The sequence below is a fragment of the Nocardia vinacea genome (assembly GCF_035920345.1).
GTDB classification, from domain to species: Bacteria; Actinomycetota; Actinomycetes; order Mycobacteriales; family Mycobacteriaceae; genus Nocardia; species Nocardia vinacea_A.
Map to the genome: position 1 here is coordinate 2,802,472 of NZ_CP109149.1, position 24,562 is coordinate 2,827,033.

At 66.3% G+C, this 24,562-nt stretch carries 23 protein-coding genes and 1 pseudogene; 11 read left to right on the top strand and 13 right to left on the bottom strand.

The window, feature by feature from the left end; translation table 11 throughout:
- Nucleotides 1-25 precede the first annotated feature (25 nt).
- The 5 genes and pseudogenes from OIE68_RS12980 to OIE68_RS13000 form a co-directional block, all read right to left on the bottom strand.
- Nucleotides 26-355 carry a hypothetical protein gene (locus OIE68_RS12980; protein WP_327099630.1) on the bottom strand — a complete coding sequence of 110 codons (330 nt, stop codon included), beginning with the start codon at nt 353-355 and terminating at the stop codon, nt 26-28.
- Nucleotides 355-1,086 (bottom strand): annotated as a pseudogene (locus tag OIE68_RS12985) (ABC transporter ATP-binding protein). The gene OIE68_RS12980 and the pseudogene OIE68_RS12985 overlap by 1 nt, the downstream one beginning before the upstream one ends.
- 176 nt (nt 1,087-1,262) lie before the next feature.
- Nucleotides 1,263-2,609 (bottom strand): amidohydrolase family protein, encoded by a 1,347-nt coding sequence (locus OIE68_RS12990; protein WP_327099631.1) that lies wholly within the window; start codon nt 2,607-2,609, stop codon nt 1,263-1,265.
- A 420-nt stretch (nt 2,610-3,029) separates the two neighbouring features.
- Complete coding sequence (locus tag OIE68_RS12995; RefSeq protein WP_327099632.1) at nt 3,030-3,479, bottom strand: cupin domain-containing protein; 450 nt, start codon at nt 3,477-3,479, stop codon at nt 3,030-3,032.
- Between the two features lie 45 nt (nt 3,480-3,524).
- Entirely contained in the window at nt 3,525-4,445 is a 921-nt protein-coding gene (locus tag OIE68_RS13000) for an MBL fold metallo-hydrolase (protein WP_327099633.1), read from the bottom strand.
- A gap of 195 nt (nt 4,446-4,640) precedes the next feature.
- Here OIE68_RS13000 and OIE68_RS13005 point away from each other — a divergent pair, with 195 nt between their 5' ends.
- From OIE68_RS13005 to OIE68_RS13020, 4 genes are all read left to right on the top strand, one after another.
- Nucleotides 4,641-6,245, top strand: coding sequence for an AtzH-like domain-containing protein (locus OIE68_RS13005; RefSeq protein WP_327099634.1), 1,605 nt, complete (start codon nt 4,641-4,643; stop codon nt 6,243-6,245).
- On the top strand, nt 6,245-7,027 hold the full coding sequence (locus tag OIE68_RS13010) for an isochorismatase family cysteine hydrolase (RefSeq protein WP_327099635.1): 783 nt from the start codon (nt 6,245-6,247) through the stop codon (nt 7,025-7,027). Before OIE68_RS13005 ends, OIE68_RS13010 begins: the two co-directional genes overlap by 1 nt.
- Before the next feature lie 220 nt (nt 7,028-7,247).
- Entirely contained in the window at nt 7,248-7,823 is a 576-nt protein-coding gene (locus tag OIE68_RS13015; protein WP_327099636.1) for a TetR/AcrR family transcriptional regulator, read from the top strand.
- 71 nt (nt 7,824-7,894) lie between these two features.
- The gene (locus OIE68_RS13020) at nt 7,895-8,683 is read left to right on the top strand and encodes an SDR family oxidoreductase (protein WP_327099637.1); all 789 of its coding nucleotides are present in this window, start codon (nt 7,895-7,897) and stop codon (nt 8,681-8,683) included.
- A 154-nt stretch (nt 8,684-8,837) separates the two neighbouring features.
- Here OIE68_RS13020 and OIE68_RS13025 read toward each other — a convergent pair whose 3' ends face one another.
- Nucleotides 8,838-9,788 (bottom strand): PDR/VanB family oxidoreductase, encoded by a 951-nt coding sequence (locus OIE68_RS13025; RefSeq protein WP_327099638.1) that lies wholly within the window; start codon nt 9,786-9,788, stop codon nt 8,838-8,840.
- Between the two features lie 32 nt (nt 9,789-9,820).
- A complete protein-coding gene (locus OIE68_RS13030) occupies nt 9,821-10,498 on the bottom strand; it encodes a helix-turn-helix domain-containing protein (protein WP_327099639.1) in 678 nt (225 codons plus the stop codon).
- Nucleotides 10,499-10,697: 199 nt separating this feature from the next.
- Between OIE68_RS13030 and OIE68_RS13035 the strand changes: the two genes are divergently transcribed.
- From OIE68_RS13035 to OIE68_RS13065, 7 genes are read left to right on the top strand one after another with little or no spacing between them, the layout of a single operon-like run.
- On the top strand, nt 10,698-11,957 hold the full coding sequence (locus tag OIE68_RS13035; protein ID WP_327099640.1) for an amidohydrolase family protein: 1,260 nt from the start codon (nt 10,698-10,700) through the stop codon (nt 11,955-11,957).
- Nucleotides 11,958-11,974: 17 nt separating this feature from the next.
- Nucleotides 11,975-12,733, top strand: a complete 759-nt coding sequence (locus tag OIE68_RS13040; RefSeq protein WP_327099641.1) for an ABC transporter ATP-binding protein — start codon at nt 11,975-11,977, stop codon at nt 12,731-12,733.
- Entirely contained in the window at nt 12,730-13,575 is an 846-nt protein-coding gene (locus tag OIE68_RS13045; protein ID WP_327099642.1) for an ABC transporter permease, read from the top strand. Before OIE68_RS13040 ends, OIE68_RS13045 begins: the two co-directional genes overlap by 4 nt.
- 36 nt (nt 13,576-13,611) lie before the next feature.
- On the top strand, nt 13,612-14,790 hold the full coding sequence (locus OIE68_RS13050; RefSeq protein ID WP_327099643.1) for an ABC transporter substrate-binding protein: 1,179 nt from the start codon (nt 13,612-13,614) through the stop codon (nt 14,788-14,790).
- 8 nt (nt 14,791-14,798) lie between these two features.
- Nucleotides 14,799-16,115 (top strand): FAD-binding oxidoreductase, encoded by a 1,317-nt coding sequence (locus OIE68_RS13055; protein ID WP_327101656.1) that lies wholly within the window; start codon nt 14,799-14,801, stop codon nt 16,113-16,115.
- Nucleotides 16,112-16,882: a creatininase family protein gene (locus OIE68_RS13060; protein ID WP_327099644.1), complete on the top strand. Its 771-nt coding sequence runs from the start codon at nt 16,112-16,114 to the stop codon at nt 16,880-16,882. The genes OIE68_RS13055 and OIE68_RS13060 overlap by 4 nt, the downstream gene beginning before the upstream one ends.
- On the top strand, nt 16,879-18,267 hold the full coding sequence (locus OIE68_RS13065; protein ID WP_327099645.1) for an amidohydrolase family protein: 1,389 nt from the start codon (nt 16,879-16,881) through the stop codon (nt 18,265-18,267). The genes OIE68_RS13060 and OIE68_RS13065 overlap by 4 nt, the downstream gene beginning before the upstream one ends.
- A 105-nt stretch (nt 18,268-18,372) precedes the next feature.
- On the opposite strand, the gene OIE68_RS13070 is transcribed toward OIE68_RS13065, so the two are convergent.
- From OIE68_RS13070 to OIE68_RS13095, 6 genes are all read right to left on the bottom strand, one after another.
- Nucleotides 18,373-19,500: an ABC transporter substrate-binding protein gene (locus tag OIE68_RS13070; RefSeq protein WP_327099646.1), complete on the bottom strand. Its 1,128-nt coding sequence runs from the start codon at nt 19,498-19,500 to the stop codon at nt 18,373-18,375.
- A gap of 51 nt (nt 19,501-19,551) precedes the next feature.
- Complete coding sequence (locus tag OIE68_RS13075) at nt 19,552-20,418, bottom strand: ABC transporter permease (protein WP_327099647.1); 867 nt, start codon at nt 20,416-20,418, stop codon at nt 19,552-19,554.
- Nucleotides 20,415-21,242, bottom strand: a complete 828-nt coding sequence (locus OIE68_RS13080) for an ABC transporter ATP-binding protein (protein WP_327099648.1) — start codon at nt 21,240-21,242, stop codon at nt 20,415-20,417. Before OIE68_RS13080 ends, OIE68_RS13075 begins: the two co-directional genes overlap by 4 nt.
- A 69-nt stretch (nt 21,243-21,311) precedes the next feature.
- Complete coding sequence (locus OIE68_RS13085; RefSeq protein ID WP_327099649.1) at nt 21,312-22,514, bottom strand: amidohydrolase; 1,203 nt, start codon at nt 22,512-22,514, stop codon at nt 21,312-21,314.
- A gap of 31 nt (nt 22,515-22,545) precedes the next feature.
- Complete coding sequence (locus tag OIE68_RS13090; RefSeq protein ID WP_327099650.1) at nt 22,546-22,812, bottom strand: hypothetical protein; 267 nt, start codon at nt 22,810-22,812, stop codon at nt 22,546-22,548.
- A gap of 523 nt (nt 22,813-23,335) precedes the next feature.
- The gene (locus OIE68_RS13095) at nt 23,336-24,415 is read right to left on the bottom strand and encodes an acetamidase/formamidase family protein (RefSeq protein WP_327099651.1); all 1,080 of its coding nucleotides are present in this window, start codon (nt 24,413-24,415) and stop codon (nt 23,336-23,338) included.
- Between the last annotated feature and the right edge of the window lie 147 nt (nt 24,416-24,562).

The window sequence follows — 24,562 nt, forward strand, 5'->3', positions numbered from 1 at the left end:
GTCAGTCCTTGTCTGCGTGGGGGTCTCAGCTGCCGACGTTGATCGTCGGATCGAGGAATTCCTTGGTGACGATGTCTTCGGCGCGCAGGTTGTTCGGTATATCCGCGCCGCCGCGACGCAGGATCGGGGCGAATTCGTCGATCACCCGCTGCACCCTGGCCTCGTCGAAACTGCCGATCACACCGTCGGTGTCGTTGCCGATGAGACCGCCGTCGATGAGCGTCTTCGAGCCGTAGGCGGCGAGCTCGGCACTGTCGGCGTCGACGTGGTAACCGCGGCCGAGCAGGCCGAAGATCGGGCCGGAGTCGGTCTCCGGTTCGACAGAGGTGGCGGCTCGCGCCGCGATACCGACCATCAGCAGGCTTCTTTCAGTGAGCGGGAGGCCCGCGCGACCAGTTCGGTGATCGCGGGATCGAAGCGCAGCTCACGACCGCGCGGGTAGGGCAGATCAACATCGATCACCTCGTGCACGCGGCTGGGCCTGGCGGACATGACGACCACCGTCGAGGCGAGGAAGACCGCCTCGGACACCGAGTGCGTGATGAACAGCGCGGTGAAACCGTTGTCCTGGTAAAGCCGCAACAGTTCTTCCTGCATGTTCAGCCGGGCCAACTCGTCGAGCGCGCCGAACGGTTCGTCGAGCAGCAGCAACCGCGGTTCCAGCGACAACGCCCTGGCCAGCGAGACACGATGCGCATGCCGCCGGAGAGTTGACTGGGCAGGCAGTTCGCGAAGTTGGCCAGTCCAACTGCGGCGAGTGCGCGAGTTGCCCACTCACGGCGCGTCTTTCGATCGATCCCCCGCAGCTCAGCCGAGAGTTCCACGCTACGCGAAACCTTCCGCCACGGCAGCAGAGTGGCCTCCTGAAAGATGAAGCCGCTCGAATCATTCTGCACCGCAACAGTTCCCGAGCTGAACCTGTTCGAGTCCGGCGGCCAGACGCAGCAGCGTCGACTTGCCGCAGCCGGAAGGGCCTACGACGGCGACGAATTCGCCCTGCCGGATATCGAGGCCGACCTCCTCGATGGCGACGGTTCCCTCGGCGCCGCCGAATCGTTTGTGCGCGTTGGCGAAAGACACCTCCATGTCCGAGAGCAGCGTCCGGGCAACGGCGTCGCGCACCACGTCGTGCAATGTCTCAGAGAGTTTCACCGTGCTTGACCTTCTCCCGTGGAGCACTCGCATTGCGTGCAATAAGTGCGCATCATCAGTTTCACAGAACTGAATTACATGCAATGTGTCTCGAGTTTCGAGCTGATTAACTATGGCCGCATGGCACAGAGACGCCGCGTGAGCGAGCCGGTATCCACCCGCGTGCTGACGCCGTCGCGAATAACCGGTTCCCCGTCCACCCACACCGTGTCCACCACGCGCGGTGAGGCTGCGGTCAGCAAGGTGGCGCCGGGATCGCGCACCGGTAGGCAGGCGAAATCGCGGTCGAATCGGATCAGCGAGAAGTCGGCAGGGTCTCCCACCGCGAGCCCGGGCGCGGTCGACGAGCGCCCGAGTGCGCGGTTCGCTCCGCAGGTGGCCAGCCGCATCATTGCGTCGAAGTCCAGGATGTCGGCGCGCCTGCGGGTGACGCGCTGCAGGTAGGAGCCCATGCGCAGGGCGAGCAGCATGTCCTGGGTGTCGTTGCTCGCGGCGCCGTCCACGCCGAGGCCGACATCGATTCCGGCGCCGAGCATCTCCAACACGGGTGCGGCGCCGCTGCCGAGTCGCATATTGCTCAGCGGATTGTAGGAAACGGCCACGCCGCGGTCGGCGAATACCGCGCGGCCGTCGGCGTCCAGATCGACGCAGTGCACCGCCAGGGTCCGGTCCCAGAGGAATCCGCCGACATCGAGGTACTCCACCGCCGAGCGGCCTGCATGCAATCGGCACATATCCTCGTCGGTGGAGGTCTCCAGTACATGTATCGAGACCGTCTTGCCGGTCCGCTGGGCGTACTCGCGCGCGGCGGCCATGCCGTCGGGGGTCAGACAGCGCGGGTTGGGGATCGCGAGCGCGGTGCCGATGCGCGAGCCGGTCAGCCGGGCGTCAAGGTCATCGATATGGGCGAAAACCTCTGGCAGCGGCTGCATCAGGCGCGGATCGATGCCCCATTTCCGGGTGACGTCGGCGCGGTCGGCGACACCGCGGCCGAGGATTACGCGGATACCCAGTTCGTCCAGTGCCCGAATCATGGCGTCGTGCACGGCTTCCGAGCGATTCGGCCACATGTGCTCGACCACGGTGGTAACACCGCTGCGGAGTAACTCCAAGCCACCCGCGAGCGCGGAGAGATAGGTCTGCTCGGCCGTGGCGGCGACGGTGCGCTCCCCCACGCACCGCAACCATTCCAGCAGCGGAAGCCCCTCGCCGATGCCGCGGAGCACGGCCTGCTGCAGATGGGTGTGGGTATTGACGAAACCCGGAATCAGATGGCCGCCATTGCCATCGACGCACGGCAGTTCACGGTGGTCGGCACCCGCGGCCGCTCCGATCGCGGTGATGGCTCCATCCAGCACGACGACGTCCTGACCGGACAGCCACTGAGCGCCGGTTCCGGCGCGCTGGTAGACGGTGACATTGCTGATGACAGACGAATAGGGCCGATTGGGAACCACGCGACATTCCTCCTGGAAATGCGGCTGGTTCGCCCGCCTGGATTCGACGGCCCCGTCGTCCGTTTCAGCCATGAACGACGTGCGAGCCAGCGTAGCGGCCCCGAATTTCCGAAGCGTTAAACCCCGACCGAGCCCAACCTCGAACCGCACCGATCAGGGCCGCAGATCCGCCCTACCTCGAGGATCTCGACCTGGGACTCTAAGAGCCGTAGATATGTCCTTTTGCGGGTGGCGAAGGCGTCCAACCCGATCGTGACGATCCTGCCTTTCGCCTGCATCGCATGGCCATGCGCCAACTACCGTCTCGCCGCTGGGGACGAGCCAAGCAATACAGTCGGTTTCGAGCTGACCGTACACGGCATCAGCTATCGGCAGCGAGATTTGCGTTGCAGTACTGAGTGTTTCGGACCGGCGGCAAATTCAATGACCCGGCGCGGACCCGAAGCCTGTTGCCAGAGTGCGGATATCCGCCTCGGACAGCCCCGTGGGCGTGCCACGATGGACGAGATCGGCGAATCCTCCGTCATCCGCCATCACTGTGATCGTGTACAGCCGCTCGGTGCCGGAGGTGTTCAGAATGCGGTGTTCGGATCCCGGTTGCAGGATCAGTACGTCGCCCGCGCCGAGGTCGACGGCGTGGTTGTCGCTGTGTGCGCGGGCGGTGCCGGCCAGCACGATGAAGATTTCGGCCGAATCCTCATGGGAGTTCAGTGGTTGCGCACCGCCCGGCTCCCAGATTTCGAGGAATACGCTTGCGCTGGAGCCGTGTTCGGGTCCAGCGAGCGTGCACAGCCGTACCGTGTCCGCGGGTGAGATGAGAGCTGCCGACAGGTCGGCGAGGTGTCGTACGACGGGAGGTGCCCCAGCCATATCGGATCCTTTCGGGTAGATGTCGCTATCGCCGCGGAACGCGGTTCAGCCGACGGGTGGTGTGAGCAGGGTGACCGGGCCGCAGTCGTGGCGGGTTACCGGCTGGCCGAGCATGTCGCGGCCCGGCACAGCGATCGTTGTTCCCTCCAGCATCGCCGCCGCGGCGTGGGCGACCTCGCCAGCCGCGCTGGCCGGTAGTTCGCAGATAAGGTTGTGGGCGGCCAGAATTCGGGTGATCGGGAGCCTCGACAGGCGGTGCGTCGATTCGGCGAACCGGACTGGATCGGCTCCGGCGCCGTGCAGCCAGTGGGCGGCGGCGAGCACCGTGTCACCCGAGAGCAGCGTGCCGGTGGTGTGGTCGAACAGGCACAGGGTGTCCGGCGCATGGCCGGGCGTGTGCAGTACCTCGAACTGTCGTCCACCCAGGTCGATGATTTCGCCGTCGGCCAGCGCCCGGCTGATCGGGGTCGGCGGTATCGCCCACTTCGTCAGGTCCGGCAGCGGGCGTAACCGACCGACCCGCGCCAGGGTGAAGAAATACTGGGCATCCAGCAGGGCGAACCGGTCGAACTCCGCGACCACCCGCGACATGGCGGCGGCATATGTACGAAGGAACGCTGGATCGGCGGCGGTGTGCAGGCACCCGGAATTCGGGTCCGCAGCCGTGGGGTGCGCGGCGAAGTCGATAACGTCGACCTGCGCGGCGAGGTCGGCATTGCCGCCGCGGTGATCGATGTGATGATGCGACGACACCACCAACACCGGCAGCGCCGTCAACGCCTGCACCACTTGGGATATCGGGGCGATGCCGAGCCCGGAATCGAACAGCAGCGCCGTGTGTTCGCCGATCACGAGGTAGCTGGCGACATGCCCGGGTTCGTTGATCAGGTGGATGCCCTCCCCGATGTCTCGAACGTGGAACCAGGACTCCGCTTCGGCACAGAAGGTGGGAGCTCGTGAGGCCACCGCAGCTCCTCGAATGTTGATGACAGTTACATTTGCGAATGTAACTGCGGCGCGTTTCCGGGAGGTAAAGGTTGCGGACCGACCATCGAACGGAGCGAAGGTCGCAGTCCATCAACCGGTCGCGGCGAAAAGGTTCACAACAGCGTTACGCGGACAATGTTCATCACATCAACATTCATGGCTACCGTCTGACCGGTGATCTCTCCCTTCGATGACCTCGACGCCGATCTACGTTCGGCATTCGCACGGTATGAAAGAGCCTTGATGGCCAACGATCTCGCCGAACTGGACGCCGCATTCGCCGACGGTCCTCGGCCGATCCGCAGCGATCCGGCAACCGCGCTGGTCGGCCACGACGCGATCGCCGAGTTCCGGGCCGGGCGAGCCGGAGCACCGACCCGCTTCCTCGTGCGGGTATATGTGCGCAGACTCGGCCCCGAAGCCTCGGCGATCGTCGCGGAGACCCGCCGAACGAACGGTTCACAGGGTGTCCAAACCCAAGTCTGGGAGCGCGACAGCGGCGGTCGATGGGCCGTCACCGTGGCGCATGTATCCGGCGGTCCCGCGCCCACCGACGGCAGCACGGTCAGCCCCGACTCATCGATTTGGCGTGTCGCGCCGGGCGAGGCCCCGCTCGTACGCGGCGGCCCAGGACCGCTCCGCGATGCGCGGGTGGCCGTCAAAGATCTGTTCGCGGTGGCCGGCCACGCGATCGGAGCGGGGAACCCGACCTGGCTGGCGGCAGCGCCGGTGGAGACTCGCCACGCCGCGGCGGTATCCGCATTGCTGGCGGCAGGGGCCGATATCACGGGTATCGCGACCACCGACGAGCTGGCATTCTCACTTGCGGGCTCCAATATTCACTACGGCGCGACACCGAATCCGGTTGCGGCGCACCGAGTCAGCGGCGGGTCGAGCAGCGGTCCGGCAGCCGCGGTCGCCGCCGGGTTCGCCGATATCGGCCTCGGCACCGACACCGCGGGCTCGATTCGCGTCCCGGCATCATATTGCGGGCTCTACGGTCTACGCACGACCCACGGGGTGGTCGCGCGGACGGGTCTGGTGGGTTTGGCACCGAGCTTCGATACCGTGGGCCTGCTCACCCGCGATGCGACGTTGCTCGCCCGGGCGGGCGGGGCGCTGCTGCCGAATCAAGAAGTACATCCGGTCACCAGGATGGTGGTGGCACCGGAACTGGTCGATCTGCTGGATCCTGCCGCACGCGAATCTTTTTGGGCTGCGGTGCAGGCACTGGCGCTGCGCGATGCGGCCGCTGGAAACGTATTGCCACCGCCGGAGACGATCGCGCTCGACTACCCCGACGGCGCCGGGCTCGACACGGTTCTCATGGCATTCCGCACGGTTCAGGCCGCCGAGGCGTGGCGCTCGCACGGTACCTTCGTGTCCGCTCAGCCGACCGCGTTGGCGCCCGATGTCGCCGCTCGATTCCACGTCGGCCGCGAGATCGACGCCGCAACCGAGACCGAGGCGCGCGGTCTGCTCGACGACATGAGCACCCGGCTGCGGCGGATGCTTCCCCCCGGCGTCGTCCTCGCGCTGCCCGCCGCCTCGTCGGCGGCTCCACGCCGAGACTCCTCGTCAGCGGACGTGGAAGCGGTGCGGCAGCAGACATTGCGACTGACCTGCCTCGCGTCGCTCGCAGGACTGCCCGCGTTGTCGATGCCCCACCTCCGGGCGGGAAACCTGCCGGTCGGGTTGTGCCTGCTGGCCGGACCAGGACAGGACTCCACCCTGCTCACCTTCGCCATTCCACCTTTCGACCGACAGGACCACACCTGATGTCCCGAAACTCCTGGTCACTGTCCGGCGACCATGCGGATCTGCGTCGCCCCATCCATCCGCCACACTCGCTGGAGCTCGATGCTCTGCCGCAACGGGTGAGCATCGATCTCGCGCGCACCGCGTTGATCGTCATCGACCTCCAGAACGACTTCTGTCATGTCGACGGGTGGCTTGCGCGCATCGGAGTGGACGTCTCGCCCGCACGTGCGGCCGTCGATACCCTGCGGACCGCGCTGCCGGCCGTGCGCGGAGCCGACATCCCGGTCGTGTGGGTGAATTGGGGCAACCGGCCCGACCGGGCCAATCTGCCGCCCGGTGTGCTGCACGTCTACGATCCTGCTGGCACTGGCGTCGGAATCGGCAGTGCGGCAACCGCTTCGAGCACCGCAGTGCTCGAAGCGGGCAGCTGGGGCGCGGACGTAGTCGACGATCTCCAGATCGCGCCAGCAGACATTCGCGTCGACAAGTACCGGATGAGTGGATTCGTCGATACGGTTCTGGATTCCGTGCTCCGCAACCTGCGGGTCGACACCCTGCTGTTCGCTGGCGTGAACGCCGATCAATGTGTGTTGTCGACATTGATGGACGCCGCGAACATCGGCTACGACGTGGTGCTGCTCACCGATGCGGTGGCCACCACCTCACCCGAATACTGTATGGAGGCAACGACGTACAACGTCCGACAGTGTTTCGGGTTCACCGCGACCGCCGCGGACCTCGTCCGCGGACTCACCTCAGCGTCTAGTGCGTTGATCACGAACGTCCGCCGGGTTCGGTGATACGCCGCCGCCGGGTTCCGGCAACGGTCCGGCGGCGGCCGCCGGGTTCCGGCAACGGTCCGGGAGTCCGTGACTCTCGACGGCGGTAGTTGCTGTCGGGAGTGTGGGGTTGGTCTGCGCCGGAACCGGTTCGGGCCTGTCGGCTGAGCGACGCGGAAGGTCGACGGCCGCAGCCACCAGCATTCTTGACCTACGGGTCAATAACATTTAGAGTCATCGCATGGGCAGGCCACGGAACTTCGAAACCGATACCGTGGTCGAGCGCGCAATGGAGGAATTCTGGACCCACGGGTACGCCGGTACCTCTCCCGCGCAACTCGCCGAGGCCACCGGCGTCGGCAAGGGCAGCCTGTACCACACGTTCGGCAGCAAACGGCAACTGTTCGACCAGGCATTGGCCCGCTACGGACGGATGGGCGTGGAGCACGCCGAGGAGTTGCTGTTCCAACCGGGAAGCGCCCGCGAATGCATCGGCGCATACCTGCGTCAGACCGTGGATTCCGATGTCGCACAGCCGGTTCGGCGGGGCTGCATGGTCGTGAACACGGCCGCCGAGCTCGGTGGCCACGACGAGGAGATCACCCGAGCCCTGCGTGGCATCGAGGATGGTATCGTCGCCGTGCTGGCCGCCCGGATCGAACAGGGCCGACGCGACGGCGACGTCGGCCCCGACGTCGATGCGCGGGCCACGGCCGAGTTCCTGCTCAATACCAGCGTCGGCCTGCGCATCATGACCAAGACCCGCGACACCGAAGTGCTGTATCGCACCATCGACGTCGCCCTGACCGCCCTCTGACCGATCCGCCACGTTGCGGTGGCTTTCGCATACCCGAGTTTTTGACCTGTAGTTCAAGAAAGGAAGTCTCCATGGATCTCGAATTGACCGGCAAGACCGCCGTCGTCACCGGAGCGAGCCGCGGCATCGGCCTGGCCGTCGCCGAGACCTTGTCCGCCGCGGGCGCGCGCGTGGTCGGCGCTGCCCGCACCATCACACCCGAACTCGAAAAGGCCACCGTGGCCACCGCTTCGGTGGATCTGAGCTCGCAAGACGGCGCCACTGCGCTCGTGGACACCGCGCTGAAAGAGCTCGGCGGCATCGACATCCTGATCAACAACGTTGGTGGCGGCGACGCCGACCAACTGACGCTGGGCGGATTCCTCGACAGTACCGACGATCAGTGGCGGCACTTCCTGGATGTCAACCTGTTCAGCGCCGTCTGGGCGACCCGTGCAGCCCTGCCCAGCCTGCTCGACCGTCGCGGCGCGATCGTGAACGTCTCCTCGATCAACGCACATCTCCCGTCCGCCGGGCCAGTCGGCTACAGCGAGGCCAAGGCCGCGCTCACCGCCTTCGGCAAGCGCCTGAGCGAGGAGTTCGGTCCCCAGGGAGTCCGCGTCAACACGGTCTCGCCGGGTGTGGTCGGCACCCGGATCTGGCGCGGTTCCGAATGGGTCGGCGCGAAACTCGCCGCCGCACAGGGCATCTCGCACGAACAGCTGCTGGCGGCGCTGCCGGACCAGTTCGACATCGCCTCGCGCCGAATCTCCGAACCGGAAGAGGTCGCGGCCCTCGTGGCGTTCCTGGTCTCGGGCAAGGCTACCAACATCGTCGGAGCCGACCTCGTCATCGACGGCGGGACCATCAAGACCAGCTGACCCCCTGCATCAGGACATCGCGCGGCCGGCGCGTTGGCCGCCTTCGCCCCGGTGCGGCGACGGCGGCCCCAGCGGCTGGATAAGGGCAGCCCCAGCGGCCCGGCACCGCCGCTGCGTTCGTGCCGCCGAAATTCGATGCCGGACATTCAGCGCTTCACAGTTCGAGTACCAATCGTGCTCCAGCGCAGCGTGATACGCAGATCATCATGGACTCGCCCTCGGCGCGTTCCTCCGGCGACAGCACAGAGTCGCGGTGGTCGACCTCCCCGCTCACCACGCCCGTCTCGCAGGTACCGCAGGTCCCTTCCCGGCATGACGAGAGTGCGACCACGCCGCTTTCCTCGGCCACCTCGAGTATTGATCGGGTCGCCGGAACCGTGAGCGTCAGCCCCGACATCGCGAGGGACACCTCGAACGGGACCGCGGCGGACTCCGCGATATCTCGCGCGACGAACCGCTCGGCGAACACATCGACCGCCTCGAGTCCCGCGCAAGCGTCCTCGGCGGCGGCAATCAAACCTGCTGGACCGCAGGCCAGTACCGCGGTTCCCGGCGTCGAATCGGCGAGGAGTGCCGCCATATCCAGGCGTCCCGCACGCGCCGAGTAATGCAGCAGGACCGCATCGCCGTAATGTTCGCGTAGATCACGCAGGTAAGCCATGGCCGACTCGTCACGGCCGGTGTATATCAGCCGCCAAGGCCGCCCGCTGCGCTGCGCGGCGGCGGCGAGCGCGAGCATCGGCGTGATCCCGATACCTCCGGCGATCAGCACGTAGCCGAGCGCACGCACGAGCGGAAAGTGGTTGCGCGGCGGCCGGATCGAGGCCGTTGCGCCGATCGACAGGAGTTGGTGGGCCCGGACCGAACCACCGCGCCCATGCGCCTCGCGCAGTACCGCGATCCGATACAGCATGGTGTCGCCGGGATCGGAAACCAGCGAGTACTGCCGGACGATCCCGTCGCCGAGCAGTAGGTCGATGTGTGCCCCCGCCTGCCACGGCGGTAGCCGGTCACCGTGCGGGTGGCCGAGGGTGAACTCGTCGATATTCTCGGCCACTCGGCGGCGGTCGCGTACGACGACGGCGATGGAGTCGGAATCATTCATCAGGGCCTCCAGGAAATACGGGCCCCGCCTAGTTATTGGTCCCAGCCACGGGAATCCGCCTCGCGCCCAGCCGCTTTCACGACAATCAGCCTGGCATGCGGGCCGTCCACCACACGCCACCGGTGTGGTGTGCCGCCAGTGTAGTAGAGGCTGTCACCGTCGGCGAGTCGCGCGTGGCCATGGTCACCGAGGTCGACCACGATCGCGCCCTCGACGACGTACACCCACTCGTCCTCGTCGTGCTCGAAGTAGGGGCCGAACTCGGCGTGCACGTCGACGAATTCTTGCGGGTAGAACGATGCGCGCCCGTGCACCAGCAGCCGGGTCGAGCCCTCCTCCTGCCCCGATCTGGCGATACCCCGCGGCAGCTGGACGCCCTCGTGGGAGCGGATCACCTGGCCCTCGGCGGTCCCTTCGGCGTCCTCGCCGCCGCGGGTGTCCGCCGCCAGCATCAGTTCGACCTGGGTGGTTCCCAGTGCTTCGGCGATGCGAGCCAGCGTCAGCATGCTCGGCCGTGCCAGGCCACGTTCGAGCTGACTGAGGAACGGATGCGAGATCTGCGCCTGCTCGGCCAGTCGGACCAGGGTGAGTCCGCGATCACGCCTACGGCGGCGGATCTCGGCCCCGAGCATGGTTTGCGCGTCGTCGGGCGGCTTTTTGGTCACGTTCTCCACCTTCATATCCCACCACCGATAGTCGAAGTGCGTCACGGACGGGCACCCGCACGCTAGACCACCCGTTGTCGCGTCGGCGAATTAACAAGACCGTAGCTGGCTCGTTCATCTACCCGAAACAAGGCGGCTGAATAGTGCTAAATGTTGATCACATCAACATTAGCTCTATCCGTAACGTCTCGCCGACCAGCCACGAGCGGGCCACCACGACCTGTTTCTCTCTCGAAGGACCTCCATGGATCATCCGCTACCGCAGCGTGTTTCGCGCCTGTGCGGGGCAACCTTGCCCGACGGCTCGGTGGTCGATCTCGACATCGGACGCGACGGCGGGCATTCGCTGGTGACCGCGGTTCGCCCGAGCGCACCGGACCGGATCGGCGAAACCTCCGACGCATCAATAGATCTGAGCGGTTTCGTGCTGTTGACCGCACCCGCCGAGCCACACGCACACCTGGACAAGGCGCTGAGCTGGGATGTGCTCACGCCGACCTTCGGCAATCTCGGAGCGGCGATCGACACATGGCGCCAGGGCAGTGCCGAACTGACCGAGGAGTCTTTCCGCAGTCGGGCAACCGCGGCGGCATCGGCCCTGTTGCGCAACGGCACGACCGCCATTCGGTCGCACGTCGATATCCTCGGTGGCACGGACCCGATGCGCGGTATCCGCGCGGTGCATAGCGTACGCAGGCGATTGTCCGGGCTCGTCGACATCGAGATCGTGGCGTTGACACCCCCGGCGGCCGATCCCGGACTGCTCCACGCGGCCCTGGACGCGGGCGCCGACTTGATCGGTGGCGCACCGCATATCGCGCCGGACCCGATCGCCGAACTCACCCGGCTACTCGACATTGCCGAGGCCCGCGGAGTCGGCGCCGACCTACACGTCGACGAGTTCTTGTGCGGCGACCACCACACACTCGCCCACTTCGCCGAGCGGGTCGCCGGGTGGCCCGCCGCCCGGACGCGCACCGCTGGGCACTGCTGCCGGCTCGGCACTATGGCCGCGGACGAACTGGACGCGCTGCTGGCCACGGTGGCGCGCAGTGGCGTGGGGATCGTCAGCCTGCCCATCACCAATTTGTATCTGCAGGGCTGGGATGACCCGGTCGCTATGCCGCGCGGATTGACCGCGCTCGCCGCGCTGCTCGACGCGGGCATCCCCGTCGCGGCCGGTGCCGACAATGTCCGCGATCCGTTCAACCCGATCGGCCGCAGTGACGCACTCGAAACGGCCGCACTGCTGATCACGGCCGGTCATCTGGCGCCGGAAGTGGCCGTGCACTTGGTTACCGACGGTGCGCGCGCGGTGCTCGGCCTGCCCGAGGCCGGCGCGAAACCCGGTGCCCGCGCGGAATTTCTCGCCGTACGCGGCAGCAGTCTGCTCGATGTTGTCGCGAACGCACCTGCCGACCGGATCGTCATCCGCGACGGCGCGATCGTGTCCATCAGCCGAACCGACCATCGCACAGCCGATTTCGCAGTACTGGAGGTCTGATGTCCAGCATGCCAACCATGAGCGCCGCCCCGCCCCGCCCCGGCAGTCAGGTGCTCGGATTCGAATCGACCGAACTCACCTATCCCAACGGCACGGTCGCGCTCTCGGGTGTCGATCTGACAGTCCGGGCCGGTGAATTCGTCAGCGTCGTCGGGCCCTCTGGATGCGGGAAGTCGACGCTGCTTCGCATCGCCTCCGGCCTGGAGTCCGCGACCGGGGGTTACACCCAGGTCGGCGCGAATCGGATCGGCTATGTGTTCCAGGACGCCACCCTGCTGCCATGGCGCTCGGTGCGCGACAATGTTGCGCTACTGGCCGAACTCGATCACATGGCCAAGTCCGAACGCTATCGCCGTGCCGACGATGCCATCGAGTTGGTCGGTCTCGCGGGGTTCGCCGATCACCTGCCGCGCATGCTCTCCGGTGGTATGCGGATGCGGGTGTCGCTGGCTCGTTCGCTCACCGTCGATCCCGAGTTGTTCTTATTCGATGAACCTTTCGGCGCACTGGATGAGATCACGCGGCAGCGGCTCGGCGACGAGATCACCGAACTGTTCGACGACCGCCGCTTCGCTGGCCTGTTCATCACGCATTCGGTGACCGAGGCCGTGTACCTCTCGACCCGCGTCGCGGTGATGTCGGGCAGGCCGGGCCGAATCGTCGAGGAGATCGACGTTCCGTTCGACTTCCCGCGCCGACCGGATATCCGCTTCACCCCCGAGTTCACCGCACTCGCGAGCCGAGTCTCGCAGGCGCTGCGAGGAAGTCACGCATGAGCATCGAAACAGCCACTGCCGCAACGGTATCCGAATCAGTTGTGGCCACCGCTGCGGCGCGCACGTTCAAACTGCGTACGGTCCTTGCTCCGCTCGCGGTCCTGGCCATGGTGATCGGCGCCTGGTACCTGGTGACCTACACGGTGCTGGCGCCGTCGCGCCGGTTTCTGATGCCGCCGCCGCACAAAGTGGTGACCGAGGGACTGCTCGGTCCGGCGGCGCCGAATATGTGGGACGCGTTGCAGCGGACCGCGACCGTGGCGTTCACCGGTCTGGTGATCGCCGTGGCCCTCGGGATCGTCTGGGCGGTGCTGATGGCGCAAGCTGGTTGGGCGGAGATTGCTCTGTTTCCGTATGCGGTTGTGCTGCAGTGTATTCCGATCCTGGCATTGGTTCCGCTGATCGGGTTCTGGTTCGGTTTCGGATTCACCGCGCGGGTGTTCGTCTGCGTGCTGATCGCCCTGTTCCCGGTGGTGTCGAACACCCTGTTCGGGCTGAAATCGGTGGACAAGGGCCTGCGGGAATTGTTCGCGCTGCGTGCCACTGGCCGGATGACGGTGCTGCGCAAGCTCGAGTTCCCGGCCGCGATGCCCGCCATTTTCGCCGGTGTCCGGATCTCGGCCGGGCTCGCGGTGGTCGGCGCGATCGTCGGCGACTTCTTCTTCAAGCAGGGCGATCCCGGCATCGGCATCCTGATCGACAACTACCGATCCCGGCTGCAGTCGCCCGAGTTGTTCGCCTCGATCCTGCTGGCCTCCGGCCTCGGCGTCGTAGTTTTCGCGTTCTTCAGCTGGCTGTCTCGCCGGCTGGTCGGCGCTTGGTACGACTCCGCCCGCAACTGAAATCCCACCCTGCCACTGCGCCCCTTTGGGAGAAACATGAGAACACTTAGTCTGCCGCGTTCGGCCCGCGTGACCGTATCGGCGACCGTCATCGGCCTCGCCGTACTGACCGGCTGTGCCCAAACTGATAGCCCAACAGCAACTTCCGGTTACAGCGGCCCGATCGGCGCGATCGACTTGAAGCAGGTCTGCCCGACGAAAATCGTGGTGCAGAGCGATTGGAACCCGGAGGCCGAACATGGCAGCCTCTATCAACTACTCGGTCCGAACCCGGCGATCGACGCCGCGGGCAAGAAGGTCACCGGTCCGCTTTTCGCCCACGGCGAGTACACCGGGGTGGACCTGGAGATCCGCGCCGGTGGCCCCGCGATCGGATTCCAGACCGTGACATCGCAGATGTATCAGGACGACTCGATCATGCTCGGCTTCGTCGACACCGACCAGTCCATCCAGTCCGCGGCCACCAACCCGACCACGGGCGTCTTCGCACCGCTGGAGATCAACCCGCAGATGATCATGTGGGATCCGGCGACCTATCCGAATGTGCACTCCATCAGCGACCTGAAGGCCGCGAAGGCGACCGTGTTGTACTTCCAGGGCGCTGCCTACATGGACTATCTGACCGGTGCCGGCATTCTCGACAAGAGTCAGGTGGACGGCAGCTACGACGGCACACCGGCCAACTTCGTCGCTGCCGGTGGCGCCAAGGCGCAACAGGGGTTCATCAGCGCCGAACCCTATCTCTACGAACAGAAGATCCCCCAATGGCACAAGCCGGTGGCCTACCAGCTGCTGCACGACTCCGGATACCCAGAGTACAAGTCCGCGCTCGCGGTCCGGTCCGGCAAGCTGGAGGCCGATTCGGCGTGCCTGCAACGCCTTGTTCCGGTGATGCAGCAAGCCGAGCTCGACTATTTCGCCGATCCGGCCACGGCCAACGATCTGATCGTGCAGGCAGTCGACAAGTACGACACCGGCTGGGTATACGACGCGGGCAACGCGGCCTTTGCGACGAAGCGGATGCGCGAGGCCGGTGTGGTCGGCAACGGCGGCAATGCCACGGTCGGTGATTTCGACGCCGCGCGAGTTCAGCGGGTCATCGACATCACCCGGCCGATCTACACCGAGCAGAAAGTCTCGGTCCCCCAAGGACTGACGACCGAACAGATCGCGACGGACCGATTCATCGATCCCAAGATCGGATTCGCGTCGTGACCGCCGCCATGCTCGAGGCCGGTGATCGTCCCGACTTCGGCCCCGAGCACCTCGACGGTCTGGTCGATGACCTGCTCGCGCTGCTCGGCCCGCGCAGCGTGAGCACCCTCGACCGCGCCCTGGACCGCGCCTCCCGTGACGGGTCGGGGATGAGCCCGATCCTCTCGGCCCAGCAACCCCTCGGGCGGCCGGACGCGGTGTGTTATCCGAAGACGGCCCAACAGGTTCCGGCGATTGTGCGGGCCGCGGTGCGTCGCGGCGTACCGATCACCGCGCGCGGCAAGGGCACCGGCAATTACGGCCAGGTGGTGCCCCGCTTCGGCGGCCTTGTCATGGACATGACCTCGCTGGCCGGTATCCGGGACCTCACCGACACCACCATCACCGCGGAGGCGGGCGCCAGGATGATCAACCTGGAGCAGGCCGCGTGGGATGCCGGACGGCAGCTCTGGATGTACCCGTCGACCGCGCAATCCACCCTCGGCGGATTTCTGGCCGGTGGATCCGCCGGCACGGGCACCATCGTGCACGGCCGCAACCACATGGGTTTCGTGGAATCCGTCGATGTCGTCTACGGCCACGAGGATGCCGAACTTCTGCACCTCGAAGGTGCTGCGGCACAACCGATGGTGCATACCTACGGGGTGGCGGGGATCATCGTTTCGGCCACGGTCCGGTTGGAACCACTGCAAGACTGGAAGTGCGTGTACGCCAGCTTCGGGTCCCATCACGAGGCCTTCCCGGCCGCCATGCGCGCCGCGTCGATCGAACCGAAGCCGCGGCTGTTGTCCGCCGATGGTGCGACGATCGTCGACGCACTGCCGTCGGACCCCGCGTTGGTGCACGGCAGGGCGAGTGTCCGCGGCATCGTCGACGCCGCGGCGCTCGAGGAGACGGTTGCGGTGCTGGAGGCCGGTGGCGGCCGGATCGAGGCGGTGCGCGAGGGGCTGGCGCAGACGATGCGGTTGAGCACTCTCTCTTACAACCACCCGACCTGGTGGCTGCAGAAAGCCGTGCCGGACACCTACTTTCACATGGAATGCCAAGGCGACGCGCTCGTCACCCGGCTGCGGGAGGTGGAGGACGTCTATGACGGCGGGATGCTGCACTTGGAGGTCGGGCACCAGACCATGTTCGGGATGATCAACGGCGTCTACCGCGATTCCGAACAGGTATTCGCGGGGGTGCCCGCGCTGGAGGCGCTCGGCGTCGGTGTGCATTCGCCGCACCAGTCCTATGTCGATCTCGACGCCGATCGGGTCCGGGCGCTGGCGCGCAGCACCGATCCGAAGGGTCTGCTCAATCCAGGAAGGTGGCAGCGGTGACGACATCCACCCGGCACTTCGCCGATCTGACCACGGCCGAAGTCTCCGAGGCGCTGAGCCGCGACTCCGTGCTCGTGCTGCCCACCGGAGCGATCGAACCGCACGGCCCACATCTGCCGCTGCGCACCGATCTGGTAATGGCCGAGGCCGTTTCCGGCGCCGCGGTCGATCGCGCCGCCGCCGAGGGCAACGACGTATGGTTGCTGCCCGCATTGGGCTACACCAAGTCCGACGAGCATGCCAATCTGCCCGGCGCGATGTGGTTGCAGGCGGAGACGATGATGCGCGTCGTGGTCGACCTGGGGCGCAGCATCGCCGCGACTCCGGCGCGGCGGGTGTTGTTCGTCAACTGTCACGGCGGCAACTCGGCCTTGCTCGAGGTGGCGCTACGTGAATTGCGCCGCCGATTCGACCTGCAGACCTTCCTCTACGCATCGCCTGCCCGGCCGGGGCCGACCGAGGAGGGTTTCGGCATCCACGCCGGATGGGCCGAGACGTCGATGATGCTGCACCTGCGCCCCGATCTCGTCGATATGACCAAGGCGAAAGCCGCTGTACCGCACTCGATCGCGGGCCACAAGCACGTCGGATTCGGTAAACCGGTCCGATTCGGTTGGCTCGCCGACGATTTCGCCGAGTCCGGCGTGATCGGCGATCCGACCGGTGCGGATGCCGCGTTCGGCGCCGAACTATTCGAGGGCACAGTCGATTCCCTGGTGCAGGCCATCCCGGAGGTCAGCACCTTCGATCCCGGACGCGTCGGATGACCGTACTGACAATCAAGAATGCGACGCTGCTGCCCGTCGGGGGAGATCGCGAGTGGTTGCGCGGCTGGATGACCGTCGATGCCGACGGCCGGATATCCGGTGTCGGAGAAGGAGATCCGCCTGCTACGGGTGGTGAGGTCCACGACGTGGCGGGCGCCATGGTCGGGCCCGGCTTCGTCTCCGCGCACAGCCATATCTACACCGGGGGGATGCGCGGTGTCGCCGCCAACAGCACGCTTTACCCGTGGGTCACCCGCAACACCGAGATGCTGCTCGCCGCAGGCGCCGAGGACCTGTACTGGCTCACCCTGGCCGGGTCGTTCGACTTTCTCGCCAACGGCATCACCTCGGCCTACAACTTCACCCAGAGCCGGGTGCTGGCGCTGTTCGACTACACCTCCTCGAGTATGAAAGCGGCCGCTGTTCGGCCGCTCGAGTTTCTCACCCGCCAGATCGACGCCACCAGCGACGCGGGCATCCGATTCGTCGCCAGCGTCCGGCTCGACGACGAGCAACTGCCCGAAGACGAAGCGCTCGGGGCCTTCGGTGCGGTGATGGATTACGCGAAAACGACTGTGCCGCCGAATCTTTACCTGGGGGGCTCGGTCTACGGATCCGTACAGTGGTCGACCTCACCTGCCACCGCCGAGCGTGAACGCACCATGATGGACCGTCACGGCGTCACCAACCAAGCCCATTTCGTCGAAACCGCGGAACAACTCGACATCCAGCAAGCCAAGTTCGACTGGTACGACGAAGCCGGAGTCCTCGGCCCGGATTTCGCGTTCGGCCACTTCGTCCATCCCACCGACCGAATGATCGACCGCGCGGCTCAGACCGGATGCGCCATGGTGTGGCAGCCGATGTCCAACGGCCGCCTCGGATCCGGGATCGCCGATATACCAAGGATCTTGGCCACCGGCATGCGTGTGGGGATCGGGCTGGACGATCAATCGTGCACCGACTTGTCCGACCCCTTCGAAAACATGCGCACCGGCCTGTACACCCAACGCGCGCTGCACAGCGACGCAGCCGTCCTGACACCGGCACAGATGCTCCGACTGCACACACTCGGCGCGGCATCGGCCATCGGCGCAGCAGACCGAATCGGCTCGCTGGAGGTCGGAAAATACGCGGACTTCATCATCGTCGATCCGTTCGACCCCGACACTGGACCAGTCTGGGATCCGGTCGCCACCTACGTCTTGGCCTGCTCGACACGCAACTTGCGTGCGGTGTACGTCGGCGGGCACTGCGCATGGGCCGGTAGCCGCTCGACCCATCCGCTCGCCGATCAGGCCACTCGCGAACTGCACCAACGAATGGTCCGAGTAGCGGCGGTCAATGGCTTTCACCCAGCCCTTCGGTCACAGACCCACCACTAGCCCGGCATTGGTCACTGCCCACGGCGGCAGGGCGGACCTGATCTCGTCGTTCTCCTGGATCGTCGCCCACCTCGGGCTCCCCGTACTCGAGGCGACCTGAGCGGACTACTGGGCCCGCAAACCGATTGCGGGGTCGATGAATTGGTTGGTAACCAGGTCCGCGGCGGTGACGCCGTCGGGAACCTGCTGACTACGACCGCGCAGCGTATCGGTCACGGCGGTGATGACGCGGTCGACCCGGGCGGTGTCGAAATTGCCGAGGGTGTCATCGGTTCCGTTTCCGACGATCTTCTCCGCGAGCTGAACCTTCACCGAGTTCGCATTGCCTGCGGCGGTGATCGGCGGACCGTCCGGAATGGTCTGCGCGATGCGCAGCAGTGCCTGATTCGTCGGCTCCGGGTTGGTCACGTAATCGACCTCGGCCTGTTGCAGTTTCGGGACCAGCTTGGTCAGGCACGGACTCAGTTCGGCGAGTTTGTCACTGCGGACCGACCATTGGTGCGGGTAGATCTCGTAGCCCGCCTTGTGCACGAGCAGGTAGTTCGTCGGCTCGAGCCAGCCCTTGACATCGTGTTCCCAGCGGTAGGGCTCATTGGAGACATAACCCTGCTGCATCACCTTGCCGCGCTCGGCGACGAACCGGCTCGGCGTCCCGTCGAAGGACGCGTCGGCTTGTTCGGGCCGTACGTAGCCCTTGGCGATCAGGTAGTCCATGTAGATCTTGCCCTCGCTGTACACGACGGGCGCCCCGGTCGCGGCCACGTCGTTCCAGGACTCGACATGATAGCTCGCGGGATCCCACATCACGATCTGCGGATTGATATCGAGAGATGCGAAAACGCCAGTGACGTTGAACTTTCCGCGCGCCTGCAGCGCCTCGTCGGTCGGAATCATGCCGAGGGTGATGCTGGCGTCCTGATACATCTGCGCCGGAACCGGCTGCCCACCGAGGAACGGACCGCCCAGGCGCACTTCGACATTGACGCCGGTGTCGCCGAGTGGGCCGGAGTAGGCGCCCTTCTTGACGTCGACGGTGCCATCGGGTCCGACCAGTTGGAAGGAAGCGGCACGTTCCGGTGTTGCGTACCAGTCCGTTTGGATCACGACGGTCGAGGGGCAGACGCCCGCGAGTTCGCCCTTGCCGCTCGGCGCGGGCGTCGAGGTGGCACCGCTACAGGCGGTGAGCAGTGCGGTGCCGGACAGCGCGGCAACGGCGAGGAGGCATTTCTTCACGGGATTTCCTTGGGGTCGAGCGGGTTCGGAGCAGAGCGATGCGAGTCGGGGTTACCTACCGCGACGGACACCATGTGCGCGGTCGACGCGCCCGGCGAGGAAGTCGAAGCACCAGAAGAGGATCAGACCCACCAGCGAGGACAGCAGTAGCGCCGTGAGCAACTCCTCGGTGGCCAGGCGCTGGCGGTAGACATCGATCATGCGGCCGATGCCCGGCTGGCCCTGACGAAAGAAGAAGTCGGCGACGATCGAGCCGATCACCGCCATCCCACCGGAGATCTTGAACCCGGAGATCATGGCCGGAAGCGCTGCGGGCAGTTGCAGTTTCAGCAGGCGCTGCCAGCGATTGGCGCCGTGCAGGGTGAACAGATCGTGTTCGGCCACGGCCACCGATTTGAGGCCGAACAGCGTGTTGGTGATGATCGGGAACAACGCCACCATCACGCATACGATCACGCGACTGCCGAACTCGTAGCCGAACCAGAAACCGAACAGCGGCACCACCGCGAGGATCGGAATGGTCTGCAGGATCACCGCATACGGATACAGCGAATACTCGGCCCACCGCGCCTGACTCATGAGCACCGCGAACCCCACTCCGAGCACGATGGCGATGCCGAGCCCGACCAGCGCCACCTGCACCGTCGACCACAGCGCGGTCAGAATCTCGGTGCGCGCCACCGAATCCAGCAGACCGTGCGAGACGACGGCCTCGGGTGCGGGCAGCAGGAATCGCGACTCTTCGGCCAGCAGAAAGTGACTCGCGATCGACCACAGCGCGATGACCATGACGAAAACGACGACCGGTGCGATGATGCGAATCGGTGCGATCGGCATGTGCCAGTACCGTTTCCGAGTGGCCGATTCGATCTGACTCGCGGTCGCCTCTGCGACCGGACCCGCAGTGGCGGCGGTCATGCGGCAACCGCCTGTCCGGAGCCGCGCAGCGCGGCGGACACATCGGCGGCGATATCGGCGAACTCGGCCGTATACCGCAGCTCCGGTGCGCGTGGAAAGCCCAGTGGTACCGGAATATCGGCGCACACCCGGCCCGGCTGCCCGGTCAGCACGACGATCCGGGTGGACATGAAGACCGCCTCGGCTACCGAATGGGTGACGAACACGCCGGCGAAACCATCACGGCGGAACAGCGTCCCGACCTCCTCGTTGAGCCGCTGGCGGGTGATCTCGTCCAGCGCGCCGAAGGGTTCGTCGAACAGGAACAGTTCGGGCCGCACGGTGAGGGCGCGCGCGATGGAGGCGCGCATCCGCATACCGCCGGAAAGCTGTGCGGGCTTGTGCTTCTCGAACCCGGCGAGACCGACCCGCTCGATGGCGTCGCGGGCGGCAGCCCGCCGGGTCGCCTTGTCCACGCCCGCGAGTTCGGCGGGCAGTTCGACATTGCGCAGTACACTGCGCCACGGCAGCAGGGTCGACTCCTGGAATACATAGCCGAGCTGGGCCGTCGCGACGTCGACAGTGCCCGCGGTGGCCCGCTCGAAACCGGCGGCCAGCCGCAGCAGTGTGGACTTACCGCAGCCGGACGGGCCGACCAGTGACACGAATTCACCACCGCGAATAGCGATGTCGATGTCGGCGAGCGCCTGGGTGCCGTTCTCGAAGGTCAGGGATACGCCGCGAAACGCAAGGGCCGGTGCGGCATCCGCGGGACTGCGGTCGGCAGCGGTCGTATACGCAGATGCACCCTGCGTCGTCGACGCTGGAGAAGCGGTTGTGCTCATGAACTAGTTCTATCGGCAGGTGATTGCCGAACGCGGTCGGCGCGATTACGCGCCTGTTTCGTATACAATCTACTTCTCGGTAACGACCACACCGTCGTGGACGACGATCCGGCCACGTTTGAGCACCAGTTTGCGAGGCGGCAGCGCGACCACCGCGGCCGCCGGTGTCGGTGCGTCGACGACGAGCAGATCGGCCGGTGCTCCGGCCATGAGCCCGTAGTCATCGAGTCCGAGAACCATTGCGCCACCGTAGGTTCCGGCGAGCAAGGCCAACTCGATCTCGGTATCAGCGACCAGCCGGTCCCGATACGCGACGCTGTTGATCCGACGCAGCATGTCGCCGTCGCCATACGGGGTCCACAGATCCCGCACACCGTCATTTCCCAGCGCGAGGGTGGCGCCCGCGTCGTGCATGACCCGCACCGGCACGACCGGCGCCTCGCCGACCGCGCACGTCACCATGGAAACACCTGCCTCGGCGAGGTTTTCGGCGACTCGCCGCTGCTCATCGGGTGCGAGGGCCCCCATCGCGTACGCGTGGCTGATCGTGACCCGCCCCGCCAGGCCGGTAGCGCGGGTGCGCTCGATGATGAGGTCGAATTCCCAAGCGCCGAGGGCGCCGCCGTCGTGCAGGTGGATGTCTATCTTCGCGCCGTGGCGTTCCGCGAGGCCGAAGATCACATCGAGCTGCCCCACCGGATCCCGGTCATAGCCCGCCGGATCGAGACCACCGACGACCTCGACACCGTCCGCGAGCGCCGACGCCATCAACTCGGCGGTCCCCGGCCGGGTCAGCAGCCCGCCTTGGGGGAACGCGACCAACTCGACATCCACCCGATCCGCGTGCCGCGCGGCGGCTTCCCGCACCGCTTCCACACCGCCCAAACCGACCTCCGGATCGATATCGATGTGGCTGCGCACCTGCGTGGTGCCCCCGCTGATCATGGCGTCCAACAGATTTGCGGCGTAGTCCGCGCTGGGCAGGCCGAGTTCGGCCCGCCGGCCCTCACCATTCGCGATGCGCCCGGGCAGGGTCCGGCCACCGGTGTTGGGTACCCATGCGCCGCCGAACAGCGTCTTGTCCAGATGGCAGTGCGTATCGACCAGGCCCGGAAGTACCAGCGCGCCGGCCAGATCGATGATCTCGACGTCCGGCGCTTCCAGAGCGGGCGCGATCTTCGCGATCCGTCCATCGACGATGAGGATATCCGCGGTGTCGATCGACAGCCCAGGAATCCAGGGGCGTCCGCCTCGCAGCAGCAGGTTGTTCATTGAGAGTCCTCTCGGTATTCAGGGTGAGTAGTCAGCTGAGCAGCATCGTTGCCCCCGCACCCACGCCGAAGATGATGACCACGGCGCGGAAAGCGTTGGGGTGCAGCCGTCGCCGCCGCAGGGCCGCCGCACCACCGAAATAGCCGGGCCAGCCCGACACCGAATTGGTCACCGTGGCGGCGACCGGCGGCAGTCCCGTGGCGAGCAGTGCGGGAAATGAGAGCGCCTCCGGCAACGGCGTTGCATACCCCGCGCCGAAACCCGCGATGAGCAGTAGGGCCAGATGTGGGAGATCCATCCATGAAGTCCTTCCAACGGGTCCACGAAGACGGCCGCGGCCGAAATAGGCGGCGCGGCACGAGACTCCGGCGATCAGCCCAGCAATTCGGCAGTGGCCAGCAGAGATTCGTCCCGACCTGGAGCCGCCAGCGGGGAGAGTCCCAGCGGTAGCCCGTCGATCGCGGCGACCGGCACGCTCGAGGCGGGAGCACCGCAGACTGGCGCGAGACACGTGAGCCGCACGACGGCGGTCGGCTGTGGCCCAGCCCGTCCGGCTGTGGGCGAGTTCGTCGGCGTGTGTCTTGCCGATCACCGTGAACGCGCTGCGCAACCGTGCGACTGCGACCGGATCACGAGCGGGCAGCTCACGTGTGGTCAGCCATTTCGGGTGGCCCGCACCTGTCGGCATCCCTGCCACATCGATGACATCTTTGACCGCCAGACGCTGTCCGGCCGGTGCCGAGTCCACCGGCAACCAGGGCACGAATCCGTTCACGACGCCACCGCGCCGCGCTCGGACGCGGAGAACCGGATGCACTCGCTCACAGCCCCTCCAAATGGCTCTTGCTGATACAGCAGTGCACGCCCTTCACCACATCCACTACCTGGGAGATTCGGAAATCCGCTGCGGCACTGAGGTACGCGAGCGCGACGGCCGGGGGTATCCGATAGCGCGCACCGAGGAACGTGATGGCATTGCGGGTGGCCTGTTTCACCGCCTCGTCCAGATCGGTGTCCAGGCCGAGCAGCAAGTGGTCGGTCGCGGTCTCCGCATACGGAAGAGCCAGGGCGGCAGCCATTTTCCGCGCCCCAGGATCGGCGTGCAGTGTCAGTCGCACGGTGGCGCGCAGCGGGGCCTCGAAGGCGGTGAGCGCGACTTCACCGTCTCCCATCGCGAAATGCGGGTCACCCGCGTAGAACATCGCGCCCGGCACCTGAACCGGAAGGTAAAGCCGCGCACCGACTCCCAGCATCCGCACATCGATATTCCCGCCGTGCGGGCCAGGCGGCACCGAATGCACAGCCTGTTTGGTGGCCGCGGCCACGCCCATGATGCCGAGGAAGGGGTCGAGCGGAAAGCGCAGCGCACGACCGTCACCGATATCTATCACCCCGCGCTCGGCCGCATCGACGGTGGCGATCGTGCACACCGGCGGCACCGGACCATCCGGATCGTGGTCCCCCCGCTGCGGAAATTCGCCCGGCAGTGCACCTTTGCCATGCCGATTACTGATGACGCCGTAGGGCGCGCGCCGCAGCAGTTCGAGCACCTCGACCTCGAGCACATCGCCGGGGCGCGCACCGCGCACCGCGATCGGGCCGGTCACCACATGCGGCCCGTGCACGCTCGGGTCGTGTACGACCGAGCGCGCCACCTCGGCGGTGTCAGCCAGGATCTCCGTGATCCCACTCGCCGCGAAGAAGGCCGCCGGATCCCGGCCCTGGTCCTCGAGTATGCCTTCGTGGCTGATGGTGTCCAAACACACAGCCGTACCGGAGTCCACTGTGATCACCGGCTTGGCGAGGGAATTCGGCAGCAGTCCCCAGGAGATCCGGTCGGGATCTGCGGGAAGGTATATGTCTGTGGAGCGGGCACCGGCACGCGACTGTAGTAAATTCATGGCATCCGATCCGACGGTTGAGGAGTGGATCGTATACAACCACTGCTCTCGGTCGTCCGCCACCGCTAGCGACTGCTTGCAGGTCGCTCGAAAAGATCGGCTGGCGACTGCTTGCAGGTCGCTCGAACAACACCACCCAGCGCGCTG

Excerpts from the sequence above, each read along its gene's own strand:
- OIE68_RS12980 (WP_327099630.1), bottom strand. The coding sequence starts at position 355 with ATGGTCGGTATCGCGGCGCGAGCCGCCACCTCTGTCGAACCGGAGACC.
- OIE68_RS12995 (WP_327099632.1), bottom strand. The coding sequence starts at position 3,479 with ATGGCTGGGGCACCTCCCGTCGTACGACACCTCGCCGACCTGTCGGCA.
- OIE68_RS13010 (WP_327099635.1), top strand. The coding sequence starts at position 6,245 with ATGTCCCGAAACTCCTGGTCACTGTCCGGCGACCATGCGGATCTGCGT.
- OIE68_RS13015 (WP_327099636.1), top strand. The coding sequence starts at position 7,248 with ATGGGCAGGCCACGGAACTTCGAAACCGATACCGTGGTCGAGCGCGCA.
- OIE68_RS13020 (WP_327099637.1), top strand. The coding sequence starts at position 7,895 with ATGGATCTCGAATTGACCGGCAAGACCGCCGTCGTCACCGGAGCGAGC.
- OIE68_RS13025 (WP_327099638.1), bottom strand. The coding sequence starts at position 9,788 with ATGAATGATTCCGACTCCATCGCCGTCGTCGTACGCGACCGCCGCCGA.
- OIE68_RS13035 (WP_327099640.1), top strand. The coding sequence starts at position 10,698 with ATGGATCATCCGCTACCGCAGCGTGTTTCGCGCCTGTGCGGGGCAACC.
- OIE68_RS13040 (WP_327099641.1), top strand. The coding sequence starts at position 11,975 with ATGAGCGCCGCCCCGCCCCGCCCCGGCAGTCAGGTGCTCGGATTCGAA.
- OIE68_RS13045 (WP_327099642.1), top strand. The coding sequence starts at position 12,730 with ATGAGCATCGAAACAGCCACTGCCGCAACGGTATCCGAATCAGTTGTG.
- OIE68_RS13050 (WP_327099643.1), top strand. The coding sequence starts at position 13,612 with ATGAGAACACTTAGTCTGCCGCGTTCGGCCCGCGTGACCGTATCGGCG.
- OIE68_RS13055 (WP_327101656.1), top strand. The coding sequence starts at position 14,799 with ATGCTCGAGGCCGGTGATCGTCCCGACTTCGGCCCCGAGCACCTCGAC.
- OIE68_RS13065 (WP_327099645.1), top strand. The coding sequence starts at position 16,879 with ATGACCGTACTGACAATCAAGAATGCGACGCTGCTGCCCGTCGGGGGA.
- OIE68_RS13075 (WP_327099647.1), bottom strand. The coding sequence starts at position 20,418 with ATGACCGCCGCCACTGCGGGTCCGGTCGCAGAGGCGACCGCGAGTCAG.
- OIE68_RS13080 (WP_327099648.1), bottom strand. The coding sequence starts at position 21,242 with ATGAGCACAACCGCTTCTCCAGCGTCGACGACGCAGGGTGCATCTGCG.
- OIE68_RS13085 (WP_327099649.1), bottom strand. The coding sequence starts at position 22,514 with ATGAACAACCTGCTGCTGCGAGGCGGACGCCCCTGGATTCCTGGGCTG.
- OIE68_RS13090 (WP_327099650.1), bottom strand. The coding sequence starts at position 22,812 with ATGGATCTCCCACATCTGGCCCTACTGCTCATCGCGGGTTTCGGCGCG.
- OIE68_RS13095 (WP_327099651.1), bottom strand. The coding sequence starts at position 24,415 with ATGAATTTACTACAGTCGCGTGCCGGTGCCCGCTCCACAGACATATAC.